Annotated in this window: 16 protein-coding genes and 1 riboswitch; of the genes, 7 read left to right on the forward strand and 9 right to left on the reverse strand. The window is 59.5% G+C overall.

What is annotated here, in order from left to right:
• Positions 1 to 296 precede the first annotated feature (296 nt).
• Genes P9254_RS28100 through P9254_RS28110 form a run of 3 tightly spaced genes read right to left on the reverse strand, consistent with a single transcriptional unit; the run spans position 297 to position 4,755 of the window.
• Positions 297 to 1,352 (reverse strand): hypothetical protein, encoded by a 1,056-nt coding sequence (locus P9254_RS28100; RefSeq protein WP_063169411.1) that lies wholly within the window; start codon positions 1,350 to 1,352, stop codon positions 297 to 299.
• Complete coding sequence (locus P9254_RS28105) at positions 1,349 to 3,415, reverse strand: ORC-CDC6 family AAA ATPase (RefSeq protein WP_063169412.1); 2,067 nt, start codon at positions 3,413 to 3,415, stop codon at positions 1,349 to 1,351. The genes P9254_RS28100 and P9254_RS28105 overlap by 4 nt, the downstream gene beginning before the upstream one ends.
• A gap of 2 nt (positions 3,416 to 3,417) precedes the next feature.
• Complete coding sequence (locus tag P9254_RS28110) at positions 3,418 to 4,755, reverse strand: metallophosphoesterase family protein (protein ID WP_063169413.1); 1,338 nt, start codon at positions 4,753 to 4,755, stop codon at positions 3,418 to 3,420.
• Positions 4,756 to 5,246: 491 nt separating this feature from the next.
• Between P9254_RS28110 and P9254_RS28115 the strand changes: the two genes are divergently transcribed.
• From P9254_RS28115 to P9254_RS28145, 7 genes are all read left to right on the forward strand, one after another.
• Complete coding sequence (locus P9254_RS28115; protein WP_082826710.1) at positions 5,247 to 5,510, forward strand: hypothetical protein; 264 nt, start codon at positions 5,247 to 5,249, stop codon at positions 5,508 to 5,510.
• Between the two features lie 317 nt (positions 5,511 to 5,827).
• Positions 5,828 to 5,944: riboswitch (TPP riboswitch) on the forward strand.
• Positions 5,945 to 6,047: 103 nt separating this feature from the next.
• Complete coding sequence (gene thiC / locus P9254_RS28120) at positions 6,048 to 7,883, forward strand: phosphomethylpyrimidine synthase ThiC (RefSeq protein ID WP_063169414.1); 1,836 nt, start codon at positions 6,048 to 6,050, stop codon at positions 7,881 to 7,883.
• A complete protein-coding gene (thiO, locus tag P9254_RS28125; protein ID WP_063169415.1) occupies positions 7,880 to 8,881 on the forward strand; it encodes a glycine oxidase ThiO in 1,002 nt (333 codons plus the stop codon). The genes thiC and thiO overlap by 4 nt, the downstream gene beginning before the upstream one ends.
• Positions 8,850 to 9,047 carry a sulfur carrier protein ThiS gene (gene thiS / locus P9254_RS28130; RefSeq protein WP_024504260.1) on the forward strand — a complete coding sequence of 66 codons (198 nt, stop codon included), beginning with the start codon at positions 8,850 to 8,852 and terminating at the stop codon, positions 9,045 to 9,047. The genes thiO and thiS overlap by 32 nt, the downstream gene beginning before the upstream one ends.
• Before the next feature lies 1 nt (position 9,048).
• The gene (locus tag P9254_RS28135; protein WP_024504259.1) at positions 9,049 to 9,822 is read left to right on the forward strand and encodes a thiazole synthase; all 774 of its coding nucleotides are present in this window, start codon (positions 9,049 to 9,051) and stop codon (positions 9,820 to 9,822) included.
• Positions 9,819 to 10,424 carry a thiamine phosphate synthase gene (locus tag P9254_RS28140; RefSeq protein WP_063169416.1) on the forward strand — a complete coding sequence of 202 codons (606 nt, stop codon included), beginning with the start codon at positions 9,819 to 9,821 and terminating at the stop codon, positions 10,422 to 10,424. The genes P9254_RS28135 and P9254_RS28140 overlap by 4 nt, the downstream gene beginning before the upstream one ends.
• Positions 10,415 to 11,230 (forward strand): hydroxymethylpyrimidine/phosphomethylpyrimidine kinase, encoded by an 816-nt coding sequence (locus P9254_RS28145; protein WP_063169417.1) that lies wholly within the window; start codon positions 10,415 to 10,417, stop codon positions 11,228 to 11,230. Before P9254_RS28140 ends, P9254_RS28145 begins: the two co-directional genes overlap by 10 nt.
• Before the next feature lie 905 nt (positions 11,231 to 12,135).
• Here P9254_RS28145 and P9254_RS28150 read toward each other — a convergent pair.
• The 6 genes from P9254_RS28150 to P9254_RS28175 all read right to left on the reverse strand — a co-directional run bounded on the left by P9254_RS28150 (position 12,136) and on the right by P9254_RS28175 (position 21,429).
• Positions 12,136 to 12,702: a hypothetical protein gene (locus P9254_RS28150; RefSeq protein WP_063169418.1), complete on the reverse strand. Its 567-nt coding sequence runs from the start codon at positions 12,700 to 12,702 to the stop codon at positions 12,136 to 12,138.
• A gap of 24 nt (positions 12,703 to 12,726) precedes the next feature.
• Positions 12,727 to 14,700 (reverse strand): DUF3732 domain-containing protein, encoded by a 1,974-nt coding sequence (locus P9254_RS28155; RefSeq protein ID WP_063169419.1) that lies wholly within the window; start codon positions 14,698 to 14,700, stop codon positions 12,727 to 12,729.
• A complete protein-coding gene (locus P9254_RS28160) occupies positions 14,701 to 15,213 on the reverse strand; it encodes a three component ABC system middle component (protein ID WP_063169420.1) in 513 nt (170 codons plus the stop codon).
• Positions 15,210 to 16,376, reverse strand: a complete 1,167-nt coding sequence (locus tag P9254_RS28165; RefSeq protein ID WP_063169421.1) for an ABC-three component system protein — start codon at positions 16,374 to 16,376, stop codon at positions 15,210 to 15,212. The genes P9254_RS28160 and P9254_RS28165 overlap by 4 nt, the downstream gene beginning before the upstream one ends.
• A 323-nt stretch (positions 16,377 to 16,699) precedes the next feature.
• Complete coding sequence (locus tag P9254_RS28170) at positions 16,700 to 20,173, reverse strand: ATP-binding protein (protein ID WP_063169422.1); 3,474 nt, start codon at positions 20,171 to 20,173, stop codon at positions 16,700 to 16,702.
• The gene (locus P9254_RS28175) at positions 20,170 to 21,429 is read right to left on the reverse strand and encodes a metallophosphoesterase family protein (protein WP_063169423.1); all 1,260 of its coding nucleotides are present in this window, start codon (positions 21,427 to 21,429) and stop codon (positions 20,170 to 20,172) included. The genes P9254_RS28170 and P9254_RS28175 overlap by 4 nt, the downstream gene beginning before the upstream one ends.
• Positions 21,430 to 21,485 lie beyond the last annotated feature (56 nt).

The raw sequence follows: 21,485 nt of genomic DNA on the forward strand, positions 1-21,485 counted from the left end.
AATCCTGCAATTCCAAAGCCGCTATCCGCCTCAATCAACAGGCCAGATCAATGGCTTGCGGATAGTTCACGGCCGACTCACTATTTCTATGCTGAACAGTCTCGCCTGAGTATATGTTTTAGCTAGTCGCTAATTAGACGGAATTCTGCCAGTCTGCATTCCCCCCTGATCTGATGTAGAGCAGCTTCCAAGTGGGAATTAGCCCCCCATCGACCGGATCGGGCGACACGAACATGCGCTGAAGGCTTGGCGGAACGGCTACTGGGACCATGATGCTACTCGAATGCAAGATAGTGTCAGAACGTCCCGGGAAGGCTGCAGGCAGGGGATGTCAGGTCAATCAGCCTATAGATATGATACCGCCCATTCGCTGAGACTTCACGATGGGCATAGGAGGTGGGAATTCTTGCCTTGAGATGGACGCGGCTGTCGGAGCAGGCGAGCACGGCAGCAGCGATGGCCTGAACCTTCGGGCCGCTGACAAAAACGTTCACCACCGCACGCGAGCCGAACCCGTCGAGATACGTCTCGAAAGCATCGAGGTGGGCCATCAGCCCGAAAGCCTGGATGTCGCGAACTTCGCCATCTTCGAGCCGGTGGGTTTCACGTACCTTGGCCACCTGTTGATCGAGCAAAGCATCGATATGCGCATTCTTGTCGCTTCTTGGGACGAGGAGCGAGATCCGTTCCGGACTGACGATATCGATCAATCCGTAGAATACGTCGGCATCTCCTCCGATCCCCACGAGCAGGACTTTCTCTTCGCCCATTCCTCCGCTGCCTTGAAGATGAGGGACGGTGACGTATCGGTCCAAGCCGCTGGAAAAATCCTCTTTGCCGATCGCGTTCCCGTAGATACCTTCGGCGTACCCGAATTCGAGAGACTGAATCGACATTTTCTTGAATGCCACCGCAATCAGCCATTGGATGTAGATTCGCGGCATCGTCGAGCACTCGACGAAAACCTTCCGCAGGCTTCCTTCGTATGAGCCACATGAAGCGGCCATCTGAGTGAGCAGGTGATCGAGGAGATTGATGTTCTTCTGATACTCGATGGAAGGCTCGAGGGTGATCACAGTCACTTCGACGCCCCATCGGGTACCCATAGCGATGAGCTTTCGCCGGTTTTCTTCGACGGCTGGGACGTTCGCTTCCTTCAGAGCAAAGTCCAGAACCACGATCTTGCCGACCTTCAGGTCAAGATGGTTTTCGAACGCGGCGAAACGCGTTTCCCATCCAAGCGCGACGATCGCGATATCTGCCTCCATCGTTTCGCAGGTACCTGCATCTCTCGCCTTCTCGGTGACGGCCAGATGGCCGAAGACTCGATACTCGACAGTTGAAGCGGTCATTCGAGATCGCTCTCGAAAAGCGAGTGCTGGAATTCGGTCTTGAGTGCGGGCCGCGCGACGAGCTCCTTAAACACCGAGTCGGCCCAGTCTTCTGGGAGCCGATGCCTGGTAAAAAGCAGGTCGACCATCCGCGCCGCAGGGATTGTGTTGATTTCGTACGGGCCGCGATAGGAGAACCCGAAGTAAGGTGCAAATCGCCGATGCAATCTGATCATCATCTCCTTCGATGCGGGGTCGGCGCGGTCCACCTCAAAGTTGCCGGCGGCGGAGACCTCCCGGATAAACCCATCCCTTTCCGCCCGACGCAGGACCTCGTCCAGTTTTCCGCTGGGTTGCTCCAGTCGGTTCACCAGCGAGCGCATTTCCTTTAGATCAACCCTGAAAATGCCTCTCTCTGTCGTTCCTAGAGCATTTTCTTCGGCAAACTCTGTCTGGAGGCGAGCGGTCAGGTAACCCAACGCCCGCACCATGCGCACGCTCTCTTCTTCGTACGGATGTGAAAGCGCCTGAAGTCCATCAAGCTTCCGTTGAGAGGCGGCGTTCACAGCCTGTCTCTGCTGTTCGAGATGAATCTGTAAATCCGAGTTGATGAATTCCACCAGTTTTCGTGGATCACTGGAACTCGGAACACTGCGGCGGAAGATCTCTCCCATTATATCAAGGAAATCGCGTATACAGACGTCGCTCAATGATGTGATGATCTGGTGCCCTACGTACGGGTAGTCATGCAGACGCAGCATCTGGCACGCTTTCAGAAAAGCCCATCCCTGTTTCCGGGCGATCGACCTCTTCAGATTTGAAGCATCCGCCTTGCTCATGGGCCGGCGCTTAATTTCCGGGTTCATGAGCGCGAGCGCCAGCCCTTCGGCATAAGGGCGCGCTTTTCGATCAAGAAGGAATTGCTGCTGATCCGCCGTCCTCAAATTCACGGAGAGGAATTCACGTGCTGCATCAGCAAGTGCCACAAGCTCTTCTCTGCCCTCGGAATGACCCGATATGATAACCCGCTCGATGATGTCATTGACGGAAAGCCGCCCCAGCCGGTTTTTGAGCGAAAACGCGCTGAGCGCATCGTTGCGCTCGAGATCACTCCGCAGATGGTCAGGAAGCGCATAGTACAGCCGAAGCGACGACACGTTCTCGCACAGCGTGGCGAACTCCCTCGGATCGACTGAATCAAGATTCTCGACGTCCCGGTCAGCATTCGAGAGCGACTGGCCGGGTATGATCGTCCGGATCGTGTCGTAGAGGCCGCCGATGTAGGCGAGGACCCATTTCACGTTGCCGCGCGTCTTTCTCACCAAGGTGTTCAGGAACTGCTGTTGGAGCGGTGTCAGTGCTTCACAGTCGTCAATCAGTATCTTGAAGAAGGGCGCCCTGTCACCGGCGAAAGATGGGCCATTTAAAAGTGGAGTGATCGCGGTCGCGACCTTGTTAATGATCGCGCCAGGGTCTGTTGCTCTGAAGCCGGTCGCTCCGGCATCGGCGGCAAAGAAGAACGCGTTGAAGCATTCGTCGACGTACCGGGTTATCCCACCCCGCAGCTCATCGATGCTGAAGAAGTCGAGACGGGCAGGTTGGGGTATGAAGTGCAGCACTTCGCGATGCAGTGCCAGGGCGACGTCCCTATCTTCGGAGGCCCGGTATTTCAAGTGGCCGTCGCGTCTGAGCTGGCCGATGCTCTCGAGCAGGCGTTCGACTATCTTCAGCTCCAGATAGTGAGAGAAGATTACGAATTGCCGCGGGATCACGGCGGCCGTGTCGAAGCGTATCCGCTCCGGAATGAGGTTCAGAACGGCGTTGTCGATTAGGGGCGAGAATGTCTCATTGAGCTGGAAGAAGACGCCATACCAAGCGAGCTTGCCGACTTGGTCCGAGAGACTTTTGTCTTCAAGAATATGGACTGTGGAAAGCGAGCGAAGAATGCTGGTCTTGCCGCTGCCTCTCGTCCCTGCGACGAAGACCGGCTTGGCGGCGGCAGAAATCAACGCCGACTTCTGACTGAACCACAGTATCGGGCGGCTTTCGTACTCGATCCTGTTGGGGCCGAACGGATTCTCCATCGCTATTCGTCCCTTACCTTAATGCGCCAAGCCGAGTTTGCCTTGGTGAGGCCGTCTATCTCGATGAAGCGCGCCGCTTGGAGCATCAGAAGAGAGTCTTCCAGATCTAGCCCGAGCTCGGCGGAGGCAGCAATCTCAGTGATCTCGTCCCAGAAGAGTAACCCATTCCCGCGCCTGGTGGCATGGTCGCGCAGTCGGCGCAGCAGGTCAAACGTGTCGTTGTTCAGAAAGGCCTTGCCGTTGGACATGGTCGAAATAAAGCAATGTTCGCCTTCCATGACCGTCCCGTCGGCGACATTGGTGCGGTAGGGTATAAGTCGGATGCCGACGAGCTCTCCCTGATCGGTCGTGAAGAAGACGAGCTCATTGAAACCTGACTGTATCTCTGGTGCTGAGATGCAGATCAATTTGCCGTCCGGAAACCTTGGATCGTTGACGATCTCGACCGGATCAGCATGTATGTGTCCATGCAGGTAGACGATAGGCTTGTTGCCCTGCAGCAGCTGAGTTCTGACAAATCCGCTGTTGAGCATCTCCGCGTATGGCGTAATGCGCGGAGTCTTTTGTGGCAGCAGATTGTGATGGCCGATTATGATGCCGTAACGCATGTCGGGCTGCTGGAGCAATTCCTGTAGGCCTGCAAGCATCTCACGCGAGATGTATGGCGTGTCCATCTGACCGTAATACTCGTCGTCGGACGCCTCCTTGTCTGGATCGCTGGGAGGTGTCGCGGGCGAATGTCCCGAGATGTCCGGCGAGCCGAGATCTAGAGGCTCTGTAGAAGGACTGAGTGCCTCGAGACGATCACGAAGGAACGCGGGAAGGTTTTGAAGCTCCCAACTGCCTATCGCTGTGTTGACGAGGATGAAGTTTGCGCCTGCGGATCCTGTCGGAAGTCTGAAGTGCACGGGTTGGTCCACGGGAACGGTCTGCCAACCCAAGCGGGCGGCTAAACTCGCCATTTCGCTGAATTTCTCAGTCGGTCCAAGTTCGCGCGCGTCATCACGGTTCACATCGTGATTTCCCGGTACGAATATCAACGGAAGCGCCTTTGAACTGCGTCCCTGTGCGCGGCAGAGCAACGTGAAATGCTGGAATGCCGAAGCAATGAAGGTCTTGTCGCCACGGCTCGTGAAATCCCCCATGAAGGCGATCGAATCCAAGGGCTTCGAAGTCGTCAGCCGCCGAAGTTTCGTCAAGACGGCACGCAGCGAAGACGCGCGTAGCTTCTGCGTTATTTTCGGAGCGAACTTGCTATCCTTGGCATCGATGTTGCTAGAGGAAGGATGCCAGTCCGGATAGTGAATATCGCCTACTTGAAGGATTCGCACCCGCCGCATAACTCGCCCCCCTGCCGAGAGCCATAGACTAATCCGTTCGCTTTTGCCAAGCGCGAACGATCATCCGCAGTGTCCTTAACGAGGTAGCCTGCACTTTTCGAGAATTGCCACGGCGGCTATTTTTCGGCTGTGAAGCACACGAGACCCGTGACGTGAGACCCAGTTGCTCAATGCCCAGTTGCTCAATGAGCTTTCTTACGAATAAGGGAGAATTTCCGCGGCCGGACTATCTCTGAGCGAGCGTGCATGACTGCCAACGGAAGGTCTTGCACGCACCCTTGCGATCTTGAGCAATGGTCGCCATGACTTTCTTCTTGCAGGCTTTTGAGTGGCCCAGCCTGCGATCACCAGACCCCACCGATTCTAAAGAGCGTGGCAGATGGGATAGTCGAGGTTGCCCGTGCACAGTCACGCTCAGGGCTTGCGCCGCCCAGAGGACACGCTGAAAAGGCAGATTGGGGCGCAAGCACGCCATTCACGAGAGGTTCGACATGAAGACCATGCAAGAAAAAGACATTCCGGCATTCGTACAAGCAGTTGTGGACGCCGGCTGCAAAATTTGCGCGATTGGCAACTTGGGATACGTCTTTGGCGATGCTGATTTCACGCCAGCGCAACGGAGGGCCGTCGAGCCACAGCTGCGTAGGATTGCTGAAATCTACGGCGAACGCGATCATCTCATGAACGAGATAGCTGTATATCTGCGGTCGATCGGACGCCATGTCGAGGTTGAGCCGAAGACAGGTATTTCCTGATGGCCGTGATCGCGAGAAGCCGTCTTCCAACCTCTGAATCCTAAAGGAGGTGACCCCCAAGGCCGTTCGTCACCTTCGACCAGAATAACCACATCCGTGACCGCCTGAGCTACTTGGTCGATACGCGCACATGGCCAATACAGTTTCTCCATCCTTCACGAAGCGAATGAGGCTTTGGCCATTCAGCCCCGGTCTACGGGGCGTGACTTGTCCCCGATGCATGCGCGAGCTCTCCGCCCGGCTGGCCGCCGGTCGTCGCCACCGGCCGAAGGCGCCCGAATGCGCTTGACAAGATAGCGTCAGCCCGTTCAACCTAAGGCATTCACCAGGGGAGTCCCGGCAAGGGGCTGAGATACTGCTGGCTTTCGCGGCGCAGTGACCCGTTGAACCTGATCCAGTTCATACTGGCGTAGGGACGGTGCAAGCGCTTTGCGGGAGTTTACGCCCGAGGTCCTGTTGCAGCAGGTCTACAGAAGCGTCTTTTCATCCTTCCGGCACAGAACTGGGTCTCCAATGCATGAGCAAAGGAGCCTCACGATGAATGCCCTCACCCCCGCCGTATCGACGGGACCACTGCCCGCCTCGCGGAAAATCCACAAGCCCGGCGTCCTCTACCCGCAGATCAGGGTGCCGATGCGCGAGATTTCCGTCCATCCGACGGCCGGCGAACCGCCCGTCACCGTCTACGATCCGTCCGGCCCCTACACCGATCCATCAGTCGAAACCAGCATCGAAAAAGGCCTTGCCCGGCTTCGCCACGAATGGGTCACGGCGCGTGGCGATGTCGAAGCCTATGACGGCCGCCACGTCCGGCCGGAAGACAATGGATTCGCCACCGGCGAGCGCCTGACACCGGAATTTCCGATACGCAATCGGCCGCTCAAGGCCAAGCAGGGCAAGGCGGTGACCCAACTTGCCTATGCGCGCGCCGGCATCATCACGCCAGAAATGGAGTTCGTAGCCATCCGCGAGAATCTCGGCCGCGAGGTGATGCGCGGCAAGCTGCAACGCGACGGCGAAGCCTTCGGCGCGGCGATCCCAGATTTCGTCACACCCGAATTCGTGCGCGACGAGGTGGCGCGCGGGCGCGCAATCATTCCCGCCAACATCAATCATCCCGAGAGCGAGCCGATGATCATCGGTCGCAATTTTCTGGTCAAGATCAACGCCAACATCGGTAACTCGGCTGTCACATCGTCGATGGCCGAAGAGGTCGAAAAAATGGTCTGGGCTATCCGCTGGGGCGCGGACACGGTGATGGACCTGTCGACCGGCCGCAACATCCACAACATCCGCGACTGGATCGTGCGCAATGCGCCGGTGCCGATCGGTACGGTGCCGCTCTATCAGGCGCTGGAAAAGGTCAACGGCATCGCCGAGGATCTGAACTGGGAGGTCTACCGCGACACGCTGATCGAGCAGGCCGAGCAAGGCGTCGACTATTTCACCATCCACGCCGGCGTGCGGCTGCACTACATCCCGCTGACCGTCGACCGGGTCACGGGCATCGTCTCGCGCGGCGGCTCGATCATGGCCAAATGGTGCCTGCACCATCACCGGGAGAGCTTCCTCTACGAGCATTTCGAGGAGATCTGCGACATCGCCAGAGCCTATGACGTCTCCTTCTCGCTCGGCGACGGCCTTCGTCCCGGTTCAATCGCCGATGCGAACGACGCGGCGCAATTCGCCGAACTGGAAACACTTGGAGAACTCACCAAGATTGCCTGGGCAAAGGACTGCCAGGTGATGATCGAAGGCCCGGGCCATGTCCCCATGCACAAGATCAAGCAGAACATGGACAAGCAGCTCGCAGTGTGCGGTGAGGCGCCGTTCTACACGTTGGGGCCGCTGACGACCGACATCGCGCCGGGCTATGACCACATCACCTCAGGGATAGGTGCCGCCATGATAGGCTGGTTCGGCACCGCAATGCTTTGCTACGTCACGCCGAAAGAGCATCTCGGCCTTCCCGACCGCAACGACGTCAAGATTGGCGTGATCACCTACAAGATAGCCGCCCATGCAGCCGATCTGGCGAAGGGCCATCCGGCAGCGAAAACCAGGGATGATGCCCTTTCGCGCGCGCGCTTCGAGTTCCGCTGGGAGGACCAGTTCAACCTGTCGCTCGACCCCGAAACCGCACGGTCCTTCCACGACCAGACCTTGCCCAAGGAGGCGCACAAGCTGGCACATTTTTGTTCGATGTGCGGGCCGAAATTCTGCTCCATGCGCATTTCCCACGACATCCGTGCCGAGGCCCAGAAGGAAGGCATGGCGGCAATGGCGGCAAAATACCGGGAGGGCGGCGATCTCTACATGCAGGCGGACGAGACTGGCGTACCGGTCGTGCCAGAGGCTCCCAAACCATCATGAGGGTGCTCGTCAAAGGGGCCGGCGTTGCCGGCCTCACCGTCGCTTTCGAACTCGCCGCCCGCGGCGCGACGGTCACCGTCGCCGAGATGCGGCATGGCCTTGGTGGCAACGCGTCGTGGTTCGCCGGCGGCATGCTGGCGCCATGGTGCGAGCGCGAAAGCGCGGAGCAGCCGGTGCTGGATCTCGGACGCGATGCTGCCGACTGGTGGGATGCGGTGCTGTCGGGTCAGGTGACACGGGCCGGGACATTGGTCGTGGCCGCGCCGCGTGATGCCGGTGAGCTTGACCGGTTCGCCAGTCGCACGTCAGGGCATCGGCGCGTCGATGAAAACGAAATTGCGCTCCTGGAACCCGACCTCGCCGGCCGCTTCCGGCGTGGATTGCTCTTCCCCGACGAGGCTCACCTCGACCCACGCCCGGCGATGGCGGCACTTCATGACAAGCTTGCGACCATGGGTGTCAAATTCCACTTCGGCTGCGACGCCCGGCCTGTTTCGGGATTCGCCCGTCAGATAGACTGCATGGGAATGGCAGCGGCCGATGACAGGCTGCGCGGTGTTCGCGGCGAAATGCTGATCCTTCGCACGCCTGATGTCTCGCTGTCGCGGCCGGTCCGTTTGCTTCATCCACGCTTTCCGCTTTATGCCGTGCCGCGCACCGATCACCGTTTCATGATCGGAGCGACGATGATTGAAAGCCAGAGCGCCGGACCGGTGACGGCGCGTTCCATGATGGAGCTGCTGGGCGCCGCCCATGCCCTCCATCCGGCCTTTGGTGAGGCCGAGATCGTTGAAACCGGTGTGGGTGTCCGTCCGGCATTTCCCGACAATTTGCCACGCGTCGAAACAGACGGTGAGATCATCGCGATCAACGGTCTTTATCGTCACGGTTTTCTCCTCGCCCCCGCCATGGCGCGCCAGGCTGCCGACCTGGTTTTCAGTCAAGACAGAACCAAGGAGCATGCTCATGAAACTGATGGTCAACGGCGAGGCGCGTGAGATTGCCGCCACCACGCTGGCCGAGTTGCTTGCCGCGCTCGACTATGAGGGCGATTGGCTCGCCACCGCCGTCAACAGCGACCTCGTGCACAAAGCCAACCGCGCGGAGTTCCAGTTGAGCGACGGCGACCGGATCGAAATCCTCTCGCCCATGCAGGGCGGCTAGCATGTTGGAGCTTTATGGAACCGAGCTTTCGTCGCGCCTGCTTCTCGGCACGGCTCAGTATCCTTCGCCGGCCATCCTTGCCGATGCAGTCAAGGCATCGGGCACGTCGGTGGTGACCGTCTCGTTGCGGCGTGAGATGGCGGGCGGTAGGGCCGGCGAACAATTCTGGTCGTTGATCCGCTCGCTGGGCGCCAGAACCCTGCCCAATACCGCCGGCTGCCTCTCCGTCAAGGAAGCCGTCACCACCGCGAAAATGGCGCGCGAGGTCTTCGGCACCAACTGGATCAAGCTCGAAGTGATCGGCAATCACGACACGCTACAGCCGGATGTGTTCGGTCTGGTTGAAGCCGCCCGCATCCTGTGCGAGGACGGCTTTGCGGTATTCCCCTATACCACCGACGATCTCGTTGTCGCCGAGCGGCTGCTGGAAGCGGGCTGCAAGGTCCTGATGCCGTGGTGCGCACCGATCGGTTCCGCCTTGGGACCGGTCAACATGACGGCGCTGCGCTCGATGCGCGGATATTTCCCTGGCGTCCCGCTGATTGTGGATGCGGGGCTCGGACGGCCGTCGCACGCGGCCACCGTCATGGAACTCGGCTTTGACGCCGTGCTCCTGAACACAGCGGTCGCCAAGGCGGCAGATCCGGTCGGCATGGCGCGTGCTTTCGGTAAGGCGGTCGACGCCGGTCGTGAGGCGTTCAGTTCGGGAATGCTCGAACCGCGCGACGTCGCCGTGCCATCGACACCGATGGTCGGCAGGGCCGTTTTTTCATGAAGCTCGATCCCTTCTACCTGATCGTCGACAGCGCCGCCTGGATCGAAAGGTTGGCGCCGCTCGGCGTCAAGCTGATTCAGCTTCGCATCAAAACCATGGATGAAACCGGGCTGCGCGCGGAGATCCGCAAGTCGAAGGCCTGGTGTGTCCAACACAAAAGCCAGCTCATCATCAATGATTATTGGCGCCTGGCAATCGAGGAAGGCTGCGATTTCGTGCATCTGGGCCAGGAGGATTTGCAAACGGCCGACCTCTCGAGGATACGGGCAGCGGGCGTCAGGCTCGGATTGAGCACGCATGATCATGTCGAGCTGGAAACGGCCATGTTTGCCGAGCCCGACTATGTCGCGCTCGGTCCGATCTATCCCACCACTTTGAAGAAAATGAAGTGGGCACCGCAAGGGCTAGAGCGGATCAGCGAGTGGAAGCGGCGGGTGGCGCCGATCCCATTGGTCGCCATCGGCGGCCTCAACCCCGACCGCCTCGACGGCGTCTTTGAGGCCGGCGCCAACAGCGCCGCAGTGGTCACGGACATCACGTTGAGCTTCGACCCCGAAGCGCGCACGCGAGAATGGATCGAAAAGACGGACCGATGGCGATGAGACGAGAACCGCATGTGCTTGTCGTTGGCGGATCAGATTCCAGCGGGGGTGCTGGAATAGCACGCGACATCGAGACGATCTCTGCCGTTGGCGTGCGCACCTGTCTCGCCGTCACAGCGCTAACGGTGCAAACGCACGACGCCGTGATCGAAATCCATCATTCGCCACCCAGCATGGTGGCCAATCAGATGTGTGCCGCGCTACAGGCCAACGACGTAGCCACAATCAAGATCGGCATGCTGGCGACTGCCAAGATCATTGTTGCCGTTGCCGCAGTGCTGCGCAAATTTCCGCAAGTGCCGGCAGTACTCGACCCTGTGCTGGCCTCCACCTCAGGCCGCGCACTTCTGGAAGCAGGCGCTATCGCTGCCATGAAGCGCGATTTGATGCCGCTTTGCTGCATTGTCACGCCCAACCTTCCTGAACTGGCGCTCCTTACTGGTTCCGAACCGGCTTCGGATGAGGACGGTGCGCTCCAACAAGGACAAAGACTGCAGGCCGTCGGCCCTCAGGCCCTGCTGATCAAGGGTGGGCACGCGTCGGGTCCCCGATCGGCCGATATTCTGTTACGCTCCGATCATGAACCCATCCACTTCGACACGCCGCGCCTTGCTATATCGATGCGCGGAACAGGTTGCATGCTGGCCAGCGCGATTGCGGCGCATCTGGCGAAGGCGAAGTCGCTCGAAGATAGCGTGCGCGAAGGCAAGCTGTTTGTGTTCGAGAAGCTTCAGAAATGCCGGCTGAATAATCACAACGTTCTGCGTCCAGCCAAGCAGACCCATTTTCCAGAATTTTTCCAGTAGCGAGACTGGAGGGCTACTGCTTCTCTATGCCATCCTTACAACGCGTTGAGTTCCACTGTGCCGTCCAGAATTATCTGTCGTTGTCCAGAATTAAGCCGGGCTTAGAACTGAAACGAACCCGCCGAAAGGTACGAGCGGCCCTCACTCGATAAGGGTTACCAAACCTATTCCTGTGGGCTACCAATCCGCGTGGTGGGTGGCCTTAGGTTACCAATCAGTGTGGCGTCCGGAATTATCTGCCTCTCTCCGGAATTAAGCCGAGATTAGAAGATCGGTGCGGTATTGCGCCCGGTCAAACCGTGTCGATTTGCGGCGTAGCCGACGTGTCTCACGCTTGGCGGCGTCGCACGCTGGTCCCGATTGTCGCCCGAATATCTGCCTACCGGCGACAGTGAATGCGCCAAGCTAGACCTTCGTCGATAGGGCGGCTCCGGTTTACCAATCCTGTCGTCCTAGGTTGACCAATCCGTTGTCGACCGTGAGCGGGTTTACCAATAAGGGCGGCTATATTCTGCGCAAACCCAATCACCTGATGCCAATCCAGAATTAATCGTCATTAAGGGCATTGGTAAACTCAGTCTGAAACCCCACCCTTAGCCAGAAAACTCTCCTGTTTTCAATCGCATAGCCCGCCCGCCAGCAACCGATAATTCGGGACCGGTAAACCCGTGAAAGGCCCAATAATTCCGGACGTCACACCAGTCTGCCCTTTTATGCGACTTTTCGAGCACAGACCGGGAACATCTGACCGTTTCCATTCATCGCCCAAGGCCGGTTTAGCGCTGGAAAAGCCAAAGTGCGGGAGTAAGAATGGCCGCAACGGGGCCGGAAGCCGTCGGTCAGCTTTCGGGGAGTGATCCCGGTAAGTTCGCAACTCATTCGCTTCTTTTCTGCAGTCCCCGCCATTACGAGTTGGCGGTGTCGGTCGCCGAGGGGATCAACGCCATTACTGCGGCTAGTTCGGCCCTCCGGACGAGGAATGGCATGCGCGTCGTCCCATAGTGCTTGGCAAGATGGAAGCGGTGCATGCCTCCTACGATGTGAACTTGGCCTTGGTACTCGCCGAGCAAAGGCGGTGTGACACCGCGGCCATGCAGCCATCGGTAGGCGATCCCACAGCTCTTGCTCTTGTAACGTTGATGCCAAGGACCCTTGTCCCTGCTGGCGGCGTAGGTAAGCCTGCCGCCAACGTCAGTGACATCAGCGTCGATAAGAATGAAATCCGTCGAAGCGTGGTCGCTGGGATCATCGCCGTCGAACGCGAGATAGAAGTTTGCAGGATCGCAGTCCCATATCGCAGTCAGTGCAACCGGAATGTTCTTTCTTCCTTTGCACCAGATGTCGACCTTGCGTTTCTCCTGAGCGCGGGCGACCTCGAAGGCTTCGTCTAGTTTTCCTTCCGCGACATCCATGGCTGTGATGACGTTCAAGCCAAGGGCCGTCAGACGGTTGATCTCGTCCACGTTCGCCATGCCTTCTCCTCTGGCAGCAGATTATTATCCACCGTTGGAAGATGCGGCGGCAATCCAAGCCTGAGGCACGAGGGCCTGTCCACGCCATTCCTCAATCAACTTGACTCCGGGAAGCTTGCCCCAGACGTCCTCATCTGCATGATCCAGCACGATGATCTGGAGGCGACCTTTCGCGGCCATGACCTCAGCGCCTAGGAGCGCAAAGACCTTCCTGACGGCGACCACGTCCTGATCCCTCCACGCGATGAGGTCGGGGCCCTCGTCGCCCGCCGCCCGCTTAGGAAAATAGACTTGGCTAGGTTGGTCGAAGATCAGCTGACCAGGGACTGGGTGATGAGGTTCGGCCAGGAAGTAGTGCTGCAGCGCAAGCATTAGTGCGACGTGATACGCGAGCCAATTGGCGCCGCTGCCAATCTCCCACAGGTAGTCCTCACGCGTTCCCCTAGTCACCTTGACGGTCAGGTCTTCAATCAACAGCCTAATCGGGGCCTCGGGCCACTCCGCGTCAAGCTGCGGAATCAGCCGATTGGCATGATGGGAGACTTGGTGCAACGCGTTGAATAGCTTGCGCTGGATGTCGGCCTCGGAGATCGTCTTTTGCAGCGTTGCAATATCGGCCTGCAGCGAGGTGAGTTCCTGCCGCAAATCCGACGACTGGTCGGCGCGGTCGTAGACGTGCAACGCCTGCTCCAATCGACCGAGGAAGCGCTCAAGCCTATCGAAGCGATTGGCCTCGTCTCGGGCGACGTCAGAGTCCCGTTCCAGCACCGCTATCTCGCTACGGACATCGTTCAACTCAGATAGGACCGCTTCAGCGGCGCCGCGCTGGCGCAGGATTTCCTTGTCAAGCGTGTTAGACATCGCAGGGTGGGTCCGCAGTCGGATCTCCAGACCGCCGAGGTTGTCGCAAAGGGCCAAGACCTTCTCGCGGCCGCCGTCCCCGAGTGCGACCAACGGATCGGCGAACTCGTCGGCCAAGTCCCTCAGCCACGTGGAAAGGTCCAAGCGGTCACGTTGGATGCGCATGGCGTCGCCGTACGCCTCGCTGCTCTCCACCAGACGGCGCAGTTCGTTCAGGCGCTGACGATGCTCGGTAAGTCGCGCGGCGATTTCAGTTTCCGACGCACGAAGGGTTTCCAGACGCGTCAGCACCACATCGATGCCGGCCAGGCTTGGTCGAGCAAGACTTGAGTTGCTGTTCGACACGCGCCGAAGCAGGTCAACAACGTCACTCCAGTCCTTCGGCACTTCAGTGGAGGAATCGACTAGGCCAAGTTCGACTGCCTGACGCAGCCACGCCTCCGCCTCCGCCCGCCAAGCGCCAGTTGCCGACACGATCGCGCGTAGCTCAGCCTCCTTCCGGCGGAGGTTGCGCTGGAGCCGATCGATCTCAAACCGCGCCTGGAGAATCTTTGCCGTGACCGCGCCCAGAACGTACGGGAAGATGGTCTTTAGCTTCTCCCGGTGTTCCGTCGTATCGGCCTTGAAAAACATCACGTCGGGATTGGCGATCACGTTCTGAGGTTGGAACGTGAAGGCCATGAGGTCGCGGAAGCTTGGCCTTTGCTTGAATCCATTCTCTGTACCTGGTTCGAAGTCGAGGTCAGTCAGTCCTGCCAGGCGGTTCATCGCGCGCTTGACCGTGTCGACATTGGTGGTCTTGTCGGTGATCGTCTCCGGAATTTCGACCTGTGCGCCCTCCAGCAGCACCATGTCGCCTGTGCTCTGTTGGTCCCCCGGTTCGCGTCGCGCCAAGAGCTTTTCGCCCTCCAGCGTCTCGATCAGAATGCCGAACCAGCTGCAGTTCTCGCGGATTACGCCCACCGGAATCGCGCATTTCTCCGAGCCCAGACAGTAATCAACAATAGGGATAACGGCGGACTTCCCGGTCTTCGACGCGCCGCTGATGACGTTGACGACACCGGGCTCGAACTTGACGACCCGCGGCGCTGCACCATTGCGGGGCCAAAGGATCAGTTTTCGAAGCTGGAAATACATCTAGAACTCCACCCGTAACAGGTTGGCCACCTGCGCGGTCCCCAGGTTCGAAAACCAGAAACCCAATTTCTCCGAGGCAGGTCCGAGGTGCTTGACGCGCTCTGGAAGGACGAGCCTCCTCGGTTTCGGTTCTGGTACGTTTGCTCTTAAAGTAGCATCCTTGTAATCCACGGACAGCAGCCGCCCGCTCACACCGACAGCGGCCGATTGCAATGTCAGAGTACGCAGCAGCAGCGCTCGCTCGTGGACGGCGAGGAGTTGTTCCCGTTCCTTCCCGAGCTTGGCCGCGAAGAGCGCCAGTCCAGAGGGTCGGTTTGTCGAAGTCACGATTTCGAGCGTTGCGCGATGCAGGACGATTGGCAGCACGAGAAACGCCAAGGCGAACGGCGCTGGACGTTCGTCCTCAGCCTGGAAACCTTGGCCAAATTGCCACAATGCGAAAGCCCCAAGTCCTGGATTCTGGACAAGGGCGAGGTCGCTGAGCGGTAGGTGCGATCGGCCAGCCTCAATCAAGTCGCTGGCTCCAAAAGAGTCTGGTAGTCGGGATGCCAGCCGAGGCGCAGGCCGTGGGCAAGGGCGTTGAATGATCCGTGGACGAAATGACCGGGGACGACTCGACCATCGAGTGGAGGCTGCAACTGCGCGCAGCGCCTGTAAACTATTCTACCACGAACCGTTGCGGGGTGTCCGGCCTGTATGTCGTGCACCTCTGCACTGACGTGCTCATAGCGACCGACAAGATCATCGTCCCAGTCACTTAGGTTCTTCTCAAAGATTAGCCCGCTTTCGCCCCAGATCGAGATGTCGGCGAGCGTCCTAAGGTAATCGCTAACAGCCCGGACGCACGCTTCGTCTCCCACCTCGATCAGCTCGAGTTGGCGGACGAAGGCGGGACGGTCGGCGATCAATTGTTCGATGGCCTCGACAGGCGGTTGCTTGGTGAAAGACGACAGCAGCCCTGGAAGGTTGTTCTTCTGAACAAATGCTCTTTGCTCGGCCTGAAACGCGTCCACGTCCAAGATGGCGGGCTTGCCAGCTCTAATCAGCCTGTCCGCCGCCTCCTTCGCAGCGCCGATCGCGCGTTCGCACACTAGGTCGATGATGAGCGGAGAGACCGTCGGCTTGAAGATCGCGCGTATCGGATCGACGGGATCTGCATCGACGCTGATAACGGCGAGATTCTTGACCAAGGCGGCGCAATGAGCCGCATCAGCGTTCAGGAAAGCTTGGACGTCGGCGTCGCATGCCGGTGCAGCTTTCAGCTTGCTGTGGGCTTTGGCGAGGTTAGCGACCAGCGCCTCCACGTCGGCATCTGTTTTCGCGTCGTTCAGCGCGATCGCGAAGGCACCCGCCTTCACCGGTGTGACATATAGCCGGAAATGGCTGGTCGCCGGGTCGATCTCTCCCGCCGCCATGAAGCTGAGCCAGTTGGCCAGAGACTTCCACAGGTCCGCAGCCCAGTCGGATATCGGATTTTGCTTCAGTGCGCTCTTGCTTTGCTCAAGAACGACTTCGCCGCCGACCAGGTGAACCGCCACATCGTCTAAATGTTCAAGAGAGACCAAGGCGCCGCTAGGCGCGTTGAGCAGGTGAAAGCAAAGGCGTACAGGTTGAAGCGCATAGCCGAGGTATTGGCCAGCGGCGCTGTGTTTTCCCGTTTGCGTCTTCGCGTTCATTGCCCATCCCGTTCTCCCGAGTCGCACCGGAAGAAGCCAGTAACGATATTGGTATAGTTCGCCGTTGTTTACAATTGGCGCCCCGGCGATAGGACGGCTAGGCGCGATACAATTGCTGTTTAGGGCCAGCTCTCGAAGTCCAGATTCGGCAGGACAATGAATTTGCAGGACGTCCATTATGGGCACATCGGGGCCGTCTATGGCTCGGGCGATATGTCCGCTTTTGGACGAACGCGAAGTTTGCCGGAACGTCTGACTTTGGGCGCATACTTGCCGTCAAATTCGGCGTCCTTCACTGGTTCGTTCACGTATTCCGGAGAAAATTACTGTGCGAGTTGATGGATCCTCGTTCCCGGTACGACAGCCTCAGCTATTTCACATAGATGCTTATGGTGCGTCAGGTAGATGACCTGACCTGTGTTTGCCATCGCTCCGAACAGCCTGAAAACCTCCTCCGAGCGAATATGGTCGAACGTCTCCATGATGTCGTCGGCGACGAATGGGACCGAGGGCCGAAATTGCGCGAACTCGTAATAACCGGCGAGTCTTAGGGCAAGGTACAGCTGAAATCGTGCACCCTTTGAAAGCGCTTCGGTGACCTTGGATTGCCCGTCACCCTGCACAGCAATGAGAACCTCACCACCTCTTACAGGCTGGGTTGTCAGCCCCGAATACTGGCCACGCGTCATTAGCTTGAACGCGTCTGATGCGCGCGCCATCATGCCGGAGCGATGGCTCTCACGGTAGATCCGCAAAGCATTGCCAGCCGACATGATGCCAAGCTTCAGCTCTATGTAGCGAACGGCCTTCTCCTCGATTTCCAGCAGGGTTGTGCGCCGTTCAGCATCCAGGCGTGCAACCGCACTATCACCGCCGATGGCGTCCAGCTTGTCGGCCGCGCGCGTCTGCCGGATCAGCTGTTGCTGGATGGTTTCATCGAACAGGCGAAGCCGCTGCTCACCCTCAGCCTTCTCGACCGCGAGGCCGTCGAAATCGATCGCGTCCAGGATCGAGCGGGCCTGCTCGAATCCGTCGACCGCGAGCTCCGCCACTATCCGTTCCTCAAGTTCGGCGACGGTGGTGCGCAAGCCATCGCGCTCACGCAACAGCTCATCGCGTTCGACTACCTCGGGCAGAGTGGCGACACCAAAGACGCCCAGCACCTCGTTCTTGCGGCGTTCGTGTGCCAAAATCTCAGTGTCGAGGATGTCGCGCGCCTCCTTGAGGCGCTTCAGGTCGTTGCCGAGGCTTGCCTTCGTTTCACGTGTCCGCTCGGCACGCTCTAGGCGCTCGGCAAGGCGGATGGCCAACTGCTCCGGGTCGGTATCCTTCGTCGGCTCGTCGGCTTCAACCGCAACGGCGATGACCTCGACCAGAAAATTGGCCCTGTCGGCCTCCATCTTGTCGATACGCAGCTGCAGGTCGTCCCGTTCCTGCAGGCTTCTTGAAAGTTCGGCCAATTGATCGAGCACAGTGCCGACGCCGGATGCGGAGAGCCCGCTTTCGAGCCAAGTTCCCTTGAGTGCTTCGGTAATGCCGGCCAGCCATTCCTCCTCGCGACGCTCCGCCACACCTACTGCAACCCGTCGTGCCGCTAGATCCTCTTCTTTGGAGCTCACCATTCTGAGCGCCTCGGCATACTCGGCGTCCACCTTGCGCTGCCGATCCAGAAACGGCTCCGCGATGGCCATGATTGCTTCGAGGGTGTCGTTGGACTCTGATACAATGCCGACGCTTCCCAGCACTGCTCTCATTTCCAAGCGTATCTGCTCGCCGGCGTCAGCGGCTCGCTCGGCCTTCAAGCGAGCAAGTTCGATCTGCTCCCAGGCAGCGAGCGCATCGCTGCGCGCCTCGATCTGATCCTCGATCCTTTCGATCAGGCGCTCAGACGAAGGTTCCACGGCGTCTCCGAGCAGGTCCCTGGCGGCCGCGCGGATTTCCAACAATTGGGTATCCACATCCTTGCCGAGCTGTGTGCGTTGGATGCCGTTGCGTGACAGGTTGGCCGCGGCCTCGGCCAGCTCGCGCGTAGTTGCCCGGATCTCAGCCAGATCCGCCGCGCCGGCCAGCCGGCCTGCGCTGGCAATGTCATCGCGCGCCAATGCCACGGCGAAGTCGTCAGCGGTGTCACCGGTCAGCGCTGCGCGGTGCGTTGCCCACGCATCATCGCGAACTCGGCGGATGGCGGTAGCCGCTTCATCGTCGACAATGTCGCCCGAGGCACGAAGGGCATCCAATCGTGCGGCGAGCATGGCATGGTTGCCCTCGTATTCAGCAAGGCGTTCGGCAAGTACGGCGGTGTTCCTTGCCAGTTCTGACGCTACCGTCTTCCAGGCGGCAATCTGCCCGGCGCTCGGAACCGCGACGTTGGCGAGAGCGAGGGCATCTCCGTTCCATGGACGCAAGCGCGCGAGCGCCGCCTTCCATCGGATTGTTCCCGCATCTTCCGCCTCGCGAGCCGTCCTAATCTCTGCCTGGTGTCCGCTTGCTCGCGCTTTCGACAAAGCCGAGCCCAGCCTTGCCCTGGCAGGTTCGGGCACCGCCCTTTCCTCGCCGACCCGCTGCCTTGCCACCTGCAGCGCATCGAGTGCCGCCGCGGCTTCGTCGCGAGCGGCACGCATCCCGGTAGCAATCCCGGACCTCTGCTCGACCATGGCGCGAACGACGCCAACGGTGACGGCAGGCAGAAGCAGCGCGCCAGGATCCGCCTCGGAAGATCGGCCCAAGGCGGCAAGGCAGCTCGCCACGCTGTTGTTGAGGATTTGCAGCTCCATCCTGCGAGTGGGCAAGTCAAAGCCAGCCGCGGTATGGCGCACCTTGCTCTCCGCCAGCCCGCGAATGCGTTCGGAAATCGACAGGATCGGTTCGTCCTCGTCGACCGCAGTGACTTTTTCCGCCAGGCGCTCGGTCTCGTCGATGTTTGCGGACAGCCGCGTTCTGAGGCTGGCATCGTCATCGATCAGTTCGGTGACACTTCCCGTCGATGTCCGGGCTGGGGAGGCGATGTCCGGCAGCTGATCCAGCCGGGCAATCTTGCGCCGGATATCCGCCAGCATCGGCGCAGCACGCACGTAACGAGCAAAGGTATCCAGCCTGGCCACCAGCACCGCCCGATCGCTGATGGTTCGGCCGTACTGCTGCGCTGCATCGAGACGTTCGGCCTCCAGGCCCTCGTAGGTTGATGCAAGGGTGTCGATCGCATCCCTGCGCGACTTTACGTCAACAAGGCGCTTCTTCAACAGCGCCAGTTCGGTTCCATGCGCCTGCTTCCGATACAGAGCGTCTGCTTCGGCCTCGAGGGCGTTCAACGTATCACTTGCGTTCCCAAGACCGGCGCTGGCCGTGAACAGAAGCTTGCCGAGGTCGCCCCGCGACTCCAGGATAGATTTTCCGCCGGCTTCCAACGTCTCGTCATCGAGTGAGAACATCGTCGTGTAGGCGTCGCGCGACAGACCGGCGAGATGCGCCGTGATCGCCACCTCGCTTACCGGTTGGCCCGTCGCATTCAATAGCGAATTACTGCGCTGTTTCGTACGCGTGAACGTGTGTTCGGAGCCGGCCAGTTCCAGCACCCCGCCGATGCGCATGGCACTGTACTCGTGCAGGAAGTTGTAGCGGCTCCGTTCCTCGATGCCGAACAGCAAGTCTAGATAGGCCGAAAGCGCAGTCGATTTGCCGGCCTCATTCAGGCCAAACACGATATGCAGATCAGGTCCGGATTCCGGTTTGGGTCCGAAGTCGATCGAACGATCGGTGAACTTTCCATAACGAATGAGGTCAAGGCGCCGCAACCTCATGACGATCCACCGGCCTTAAGGCGGGCAGTCACCAAGTCCGCGCCCTTGGAAAGCACCTGATCGAGGAACTGTTCCAGCCCGGCTTCGTCCGTCCCAGCAAAATCCCGCCCGTCGGCCGGAAGGTCGGCGACCATCTTTTGGACGAACGCCCTCGCCTCAGCGCGGAAGGCCTCCGAGGTGGCATCGGCACGCATTGATTGCTCGAGTTCGAAAATCGGATCAGCAATATCCTCGGCGGTCTCCGTCCGAGGCGGCGCGAGGTCAAGCTCGAGCTTCTCCACCCACGTATGGCCTAGCTGTTCCGCAGCCTGTTCGGCTTCGGCAAGAAGGAGGTCCCTGTCGCGGATCAGCGCCCACATCAGTGGTGACGTTCCTGTCAGGCCAATGCGAGCCACAGCATGACGCGATCGGACGGTTGCCCGCATCTCTTCGAGTGCGAAGCGAACACGCGCGACGGCCTCGGGCCACTCCACCGCTCCGGTAAGGTCGACGCTCACCCGTTCGAACTGCGCAACGCTGGTCAGCCGTTCCTCGATCTCCACCGAACGGTCGTGGCGCACCGTCACCAGGGTGACTGATTTCTCACCGGCCTCGTTGATATCCCTCCCCTGCGGTATTCCCGGCATCACCACGGCACTGGCGCCAGGATGGACTTGGCGAGCATGGATGTGGCCGAGGGCCCAATAGTCGAAACCGTGGGCGTGCAAGTCAGCGATGCTGCAGGGCGCGTAAACGTCGTGACCTGGCGATCCAGCCAGACTGGTATGCATGATGCCTATGTTGACGGCCCCTTCACGAGCCGCCGGATATTTGGTTAACAGGCTGTCCGGCGCCTTAGGGTTCGCAAAGCTCAAACCATGGAATACGACGTCCAGACCGCCGGCTGTCTGCAATACCGACTGAGCACGACCACCAAAGATGGTAACGGTGTCGGGAAATACCAGCTGTTTGGAAATCCGCGACAGGGCGTCATGATTACCGCGGATCTTGAAAACCATGATGCCGGCCTGGTGCAGGCGTGTCATCTGCGCGCCCAAGAACCGCGCTGTCTTCATTGAAGTCTGGTCGCCATCGTATAGGTCGCCAGCAATGACCAACGCGGCCACACGTTCCTCAAGGCAGAGATCCACTATCGAAACGAATGCCTGGCGGCTGGCGTCGCCCACCAGCCCGGCAAGATCGGGATTTCGCATCGCCAGCGAACGAAGCGGCGAGTCGAGATGAATATCGGCCGTGTGTACGAATCGAAATGCCATTCGGCCTCCGCCAGCAAAAGAGGTGTTCCGAGCTTCGACAGAAATTGCAACGAGGG

This window comes from Mesorhizobium sp. WSM4983 (assembly GCF_029625765.1).
In the GTDB taxonomy this organism is placed as follows: Bacteria; Pseudomonadota; Alphaproteobacteria; order Rhizobiales; family Rhizobiaceae; genus Mesorhizobium.

Coding starts and splice junctions, on each gene's coding strand:
- P9254_RS28100 (WP_063169411.1), bottom strand. CDS start 1,352: ATGACCGCTTCAACTGTCGAGTATCGAGTCTTCGGCCATCTGGCCGTC.
- P9254_RS28105 (WP_063169412.1), bottom strand. CDS start 3,415: ATGGAGAATCCGTTCGGCCCCAACAGGATCGAGTACGAAAGCCGCCCG.
- P9254_RS28110 (WP_063169413.1), bottom strand. CDS start 4,755: ATGCGGCGGGTGCGAATCCTTCAAGTAGGCGATATTCACTATCCGGAC.
- P9254_RS28115 (WP_082826710.1), top strand. CDS start 5,247: ATGAAGACCATGCAAGAAAAAGACATTCCGGCATTCGTACAAGCAGTT.
- thiC (WP_063169414.1), top strand. CDS start 6,048: ATGAATGCCCTCACCCCCGCCGTATCGACGGGACCACTGCCCGCCTCG.
- thiO (WP_063169415.1), top strand. CDS start 7,880: ATGAGGGTGCTCGTCAAAGGGGCCGGCGTTGCCGGCCTCACCGTCGCT.
- thiS (WP_024504260.1), top strand. CDS start 8,850: ATGAAACTGATGGTCAACGGCGAGGCGCGTGAGATTGCCGCCACCACG.
- P9254_RS28135 (WP_024504259.1), top strand. CDS start 9,049: ATGTTGGAGCTTTATGGAACCGAGCTTTCGTCGCGCCTGCTTCTCGGC.
- P9254_RS28140 (WP_063169416.1), top strand. CDS start 9,819: ATGAAGCTCGATCCCTTCTACCTGATCGTCGACAGCGCCGCCTGGATC.
- P9254_RS28145 (WP_063169417.1), top strand. CDS start 10,415: ATGGCGATGAGACGAGAACCGCATGTGCTTGTCGTTGGCGGATCAGAT.
- P9254_RS28150 (WP_063169418.1), bottom strand. CDS start 12,702: ATGGCGAACGTGGACGAGATCAACCGTCTGACGGCCCTTGGCTTGAAC.
- P9254_RS28155 (WP_063169419.1), bottom strand. CDS start 14,700: ATGTATTTCCAGCTTCGAAAACTGATCCTTTGGCCCCGCAATGGTGCA.
- P9254_RS28165 (WP_063169421.1), bottom strand. CDS start 16,376: ATGAACGCGAAGACGCAAACGGGAAAACACAGCGCCGCTGGCCAATAC.
- P9254_RS28170 (WP_063169422.1), bottom strand. CDS start 20,173: ATGAGGTTGCGGCGCCTTGACCTCATTCGTTATGGAAAGTTCACCGAT.
- P9254_RS28175 (WP_063169423.1), bottom strand. CDS start 21,429: ATGGCATTTCGATTCGTACACACGGCCGATATTCATCTCGACTCGCCG.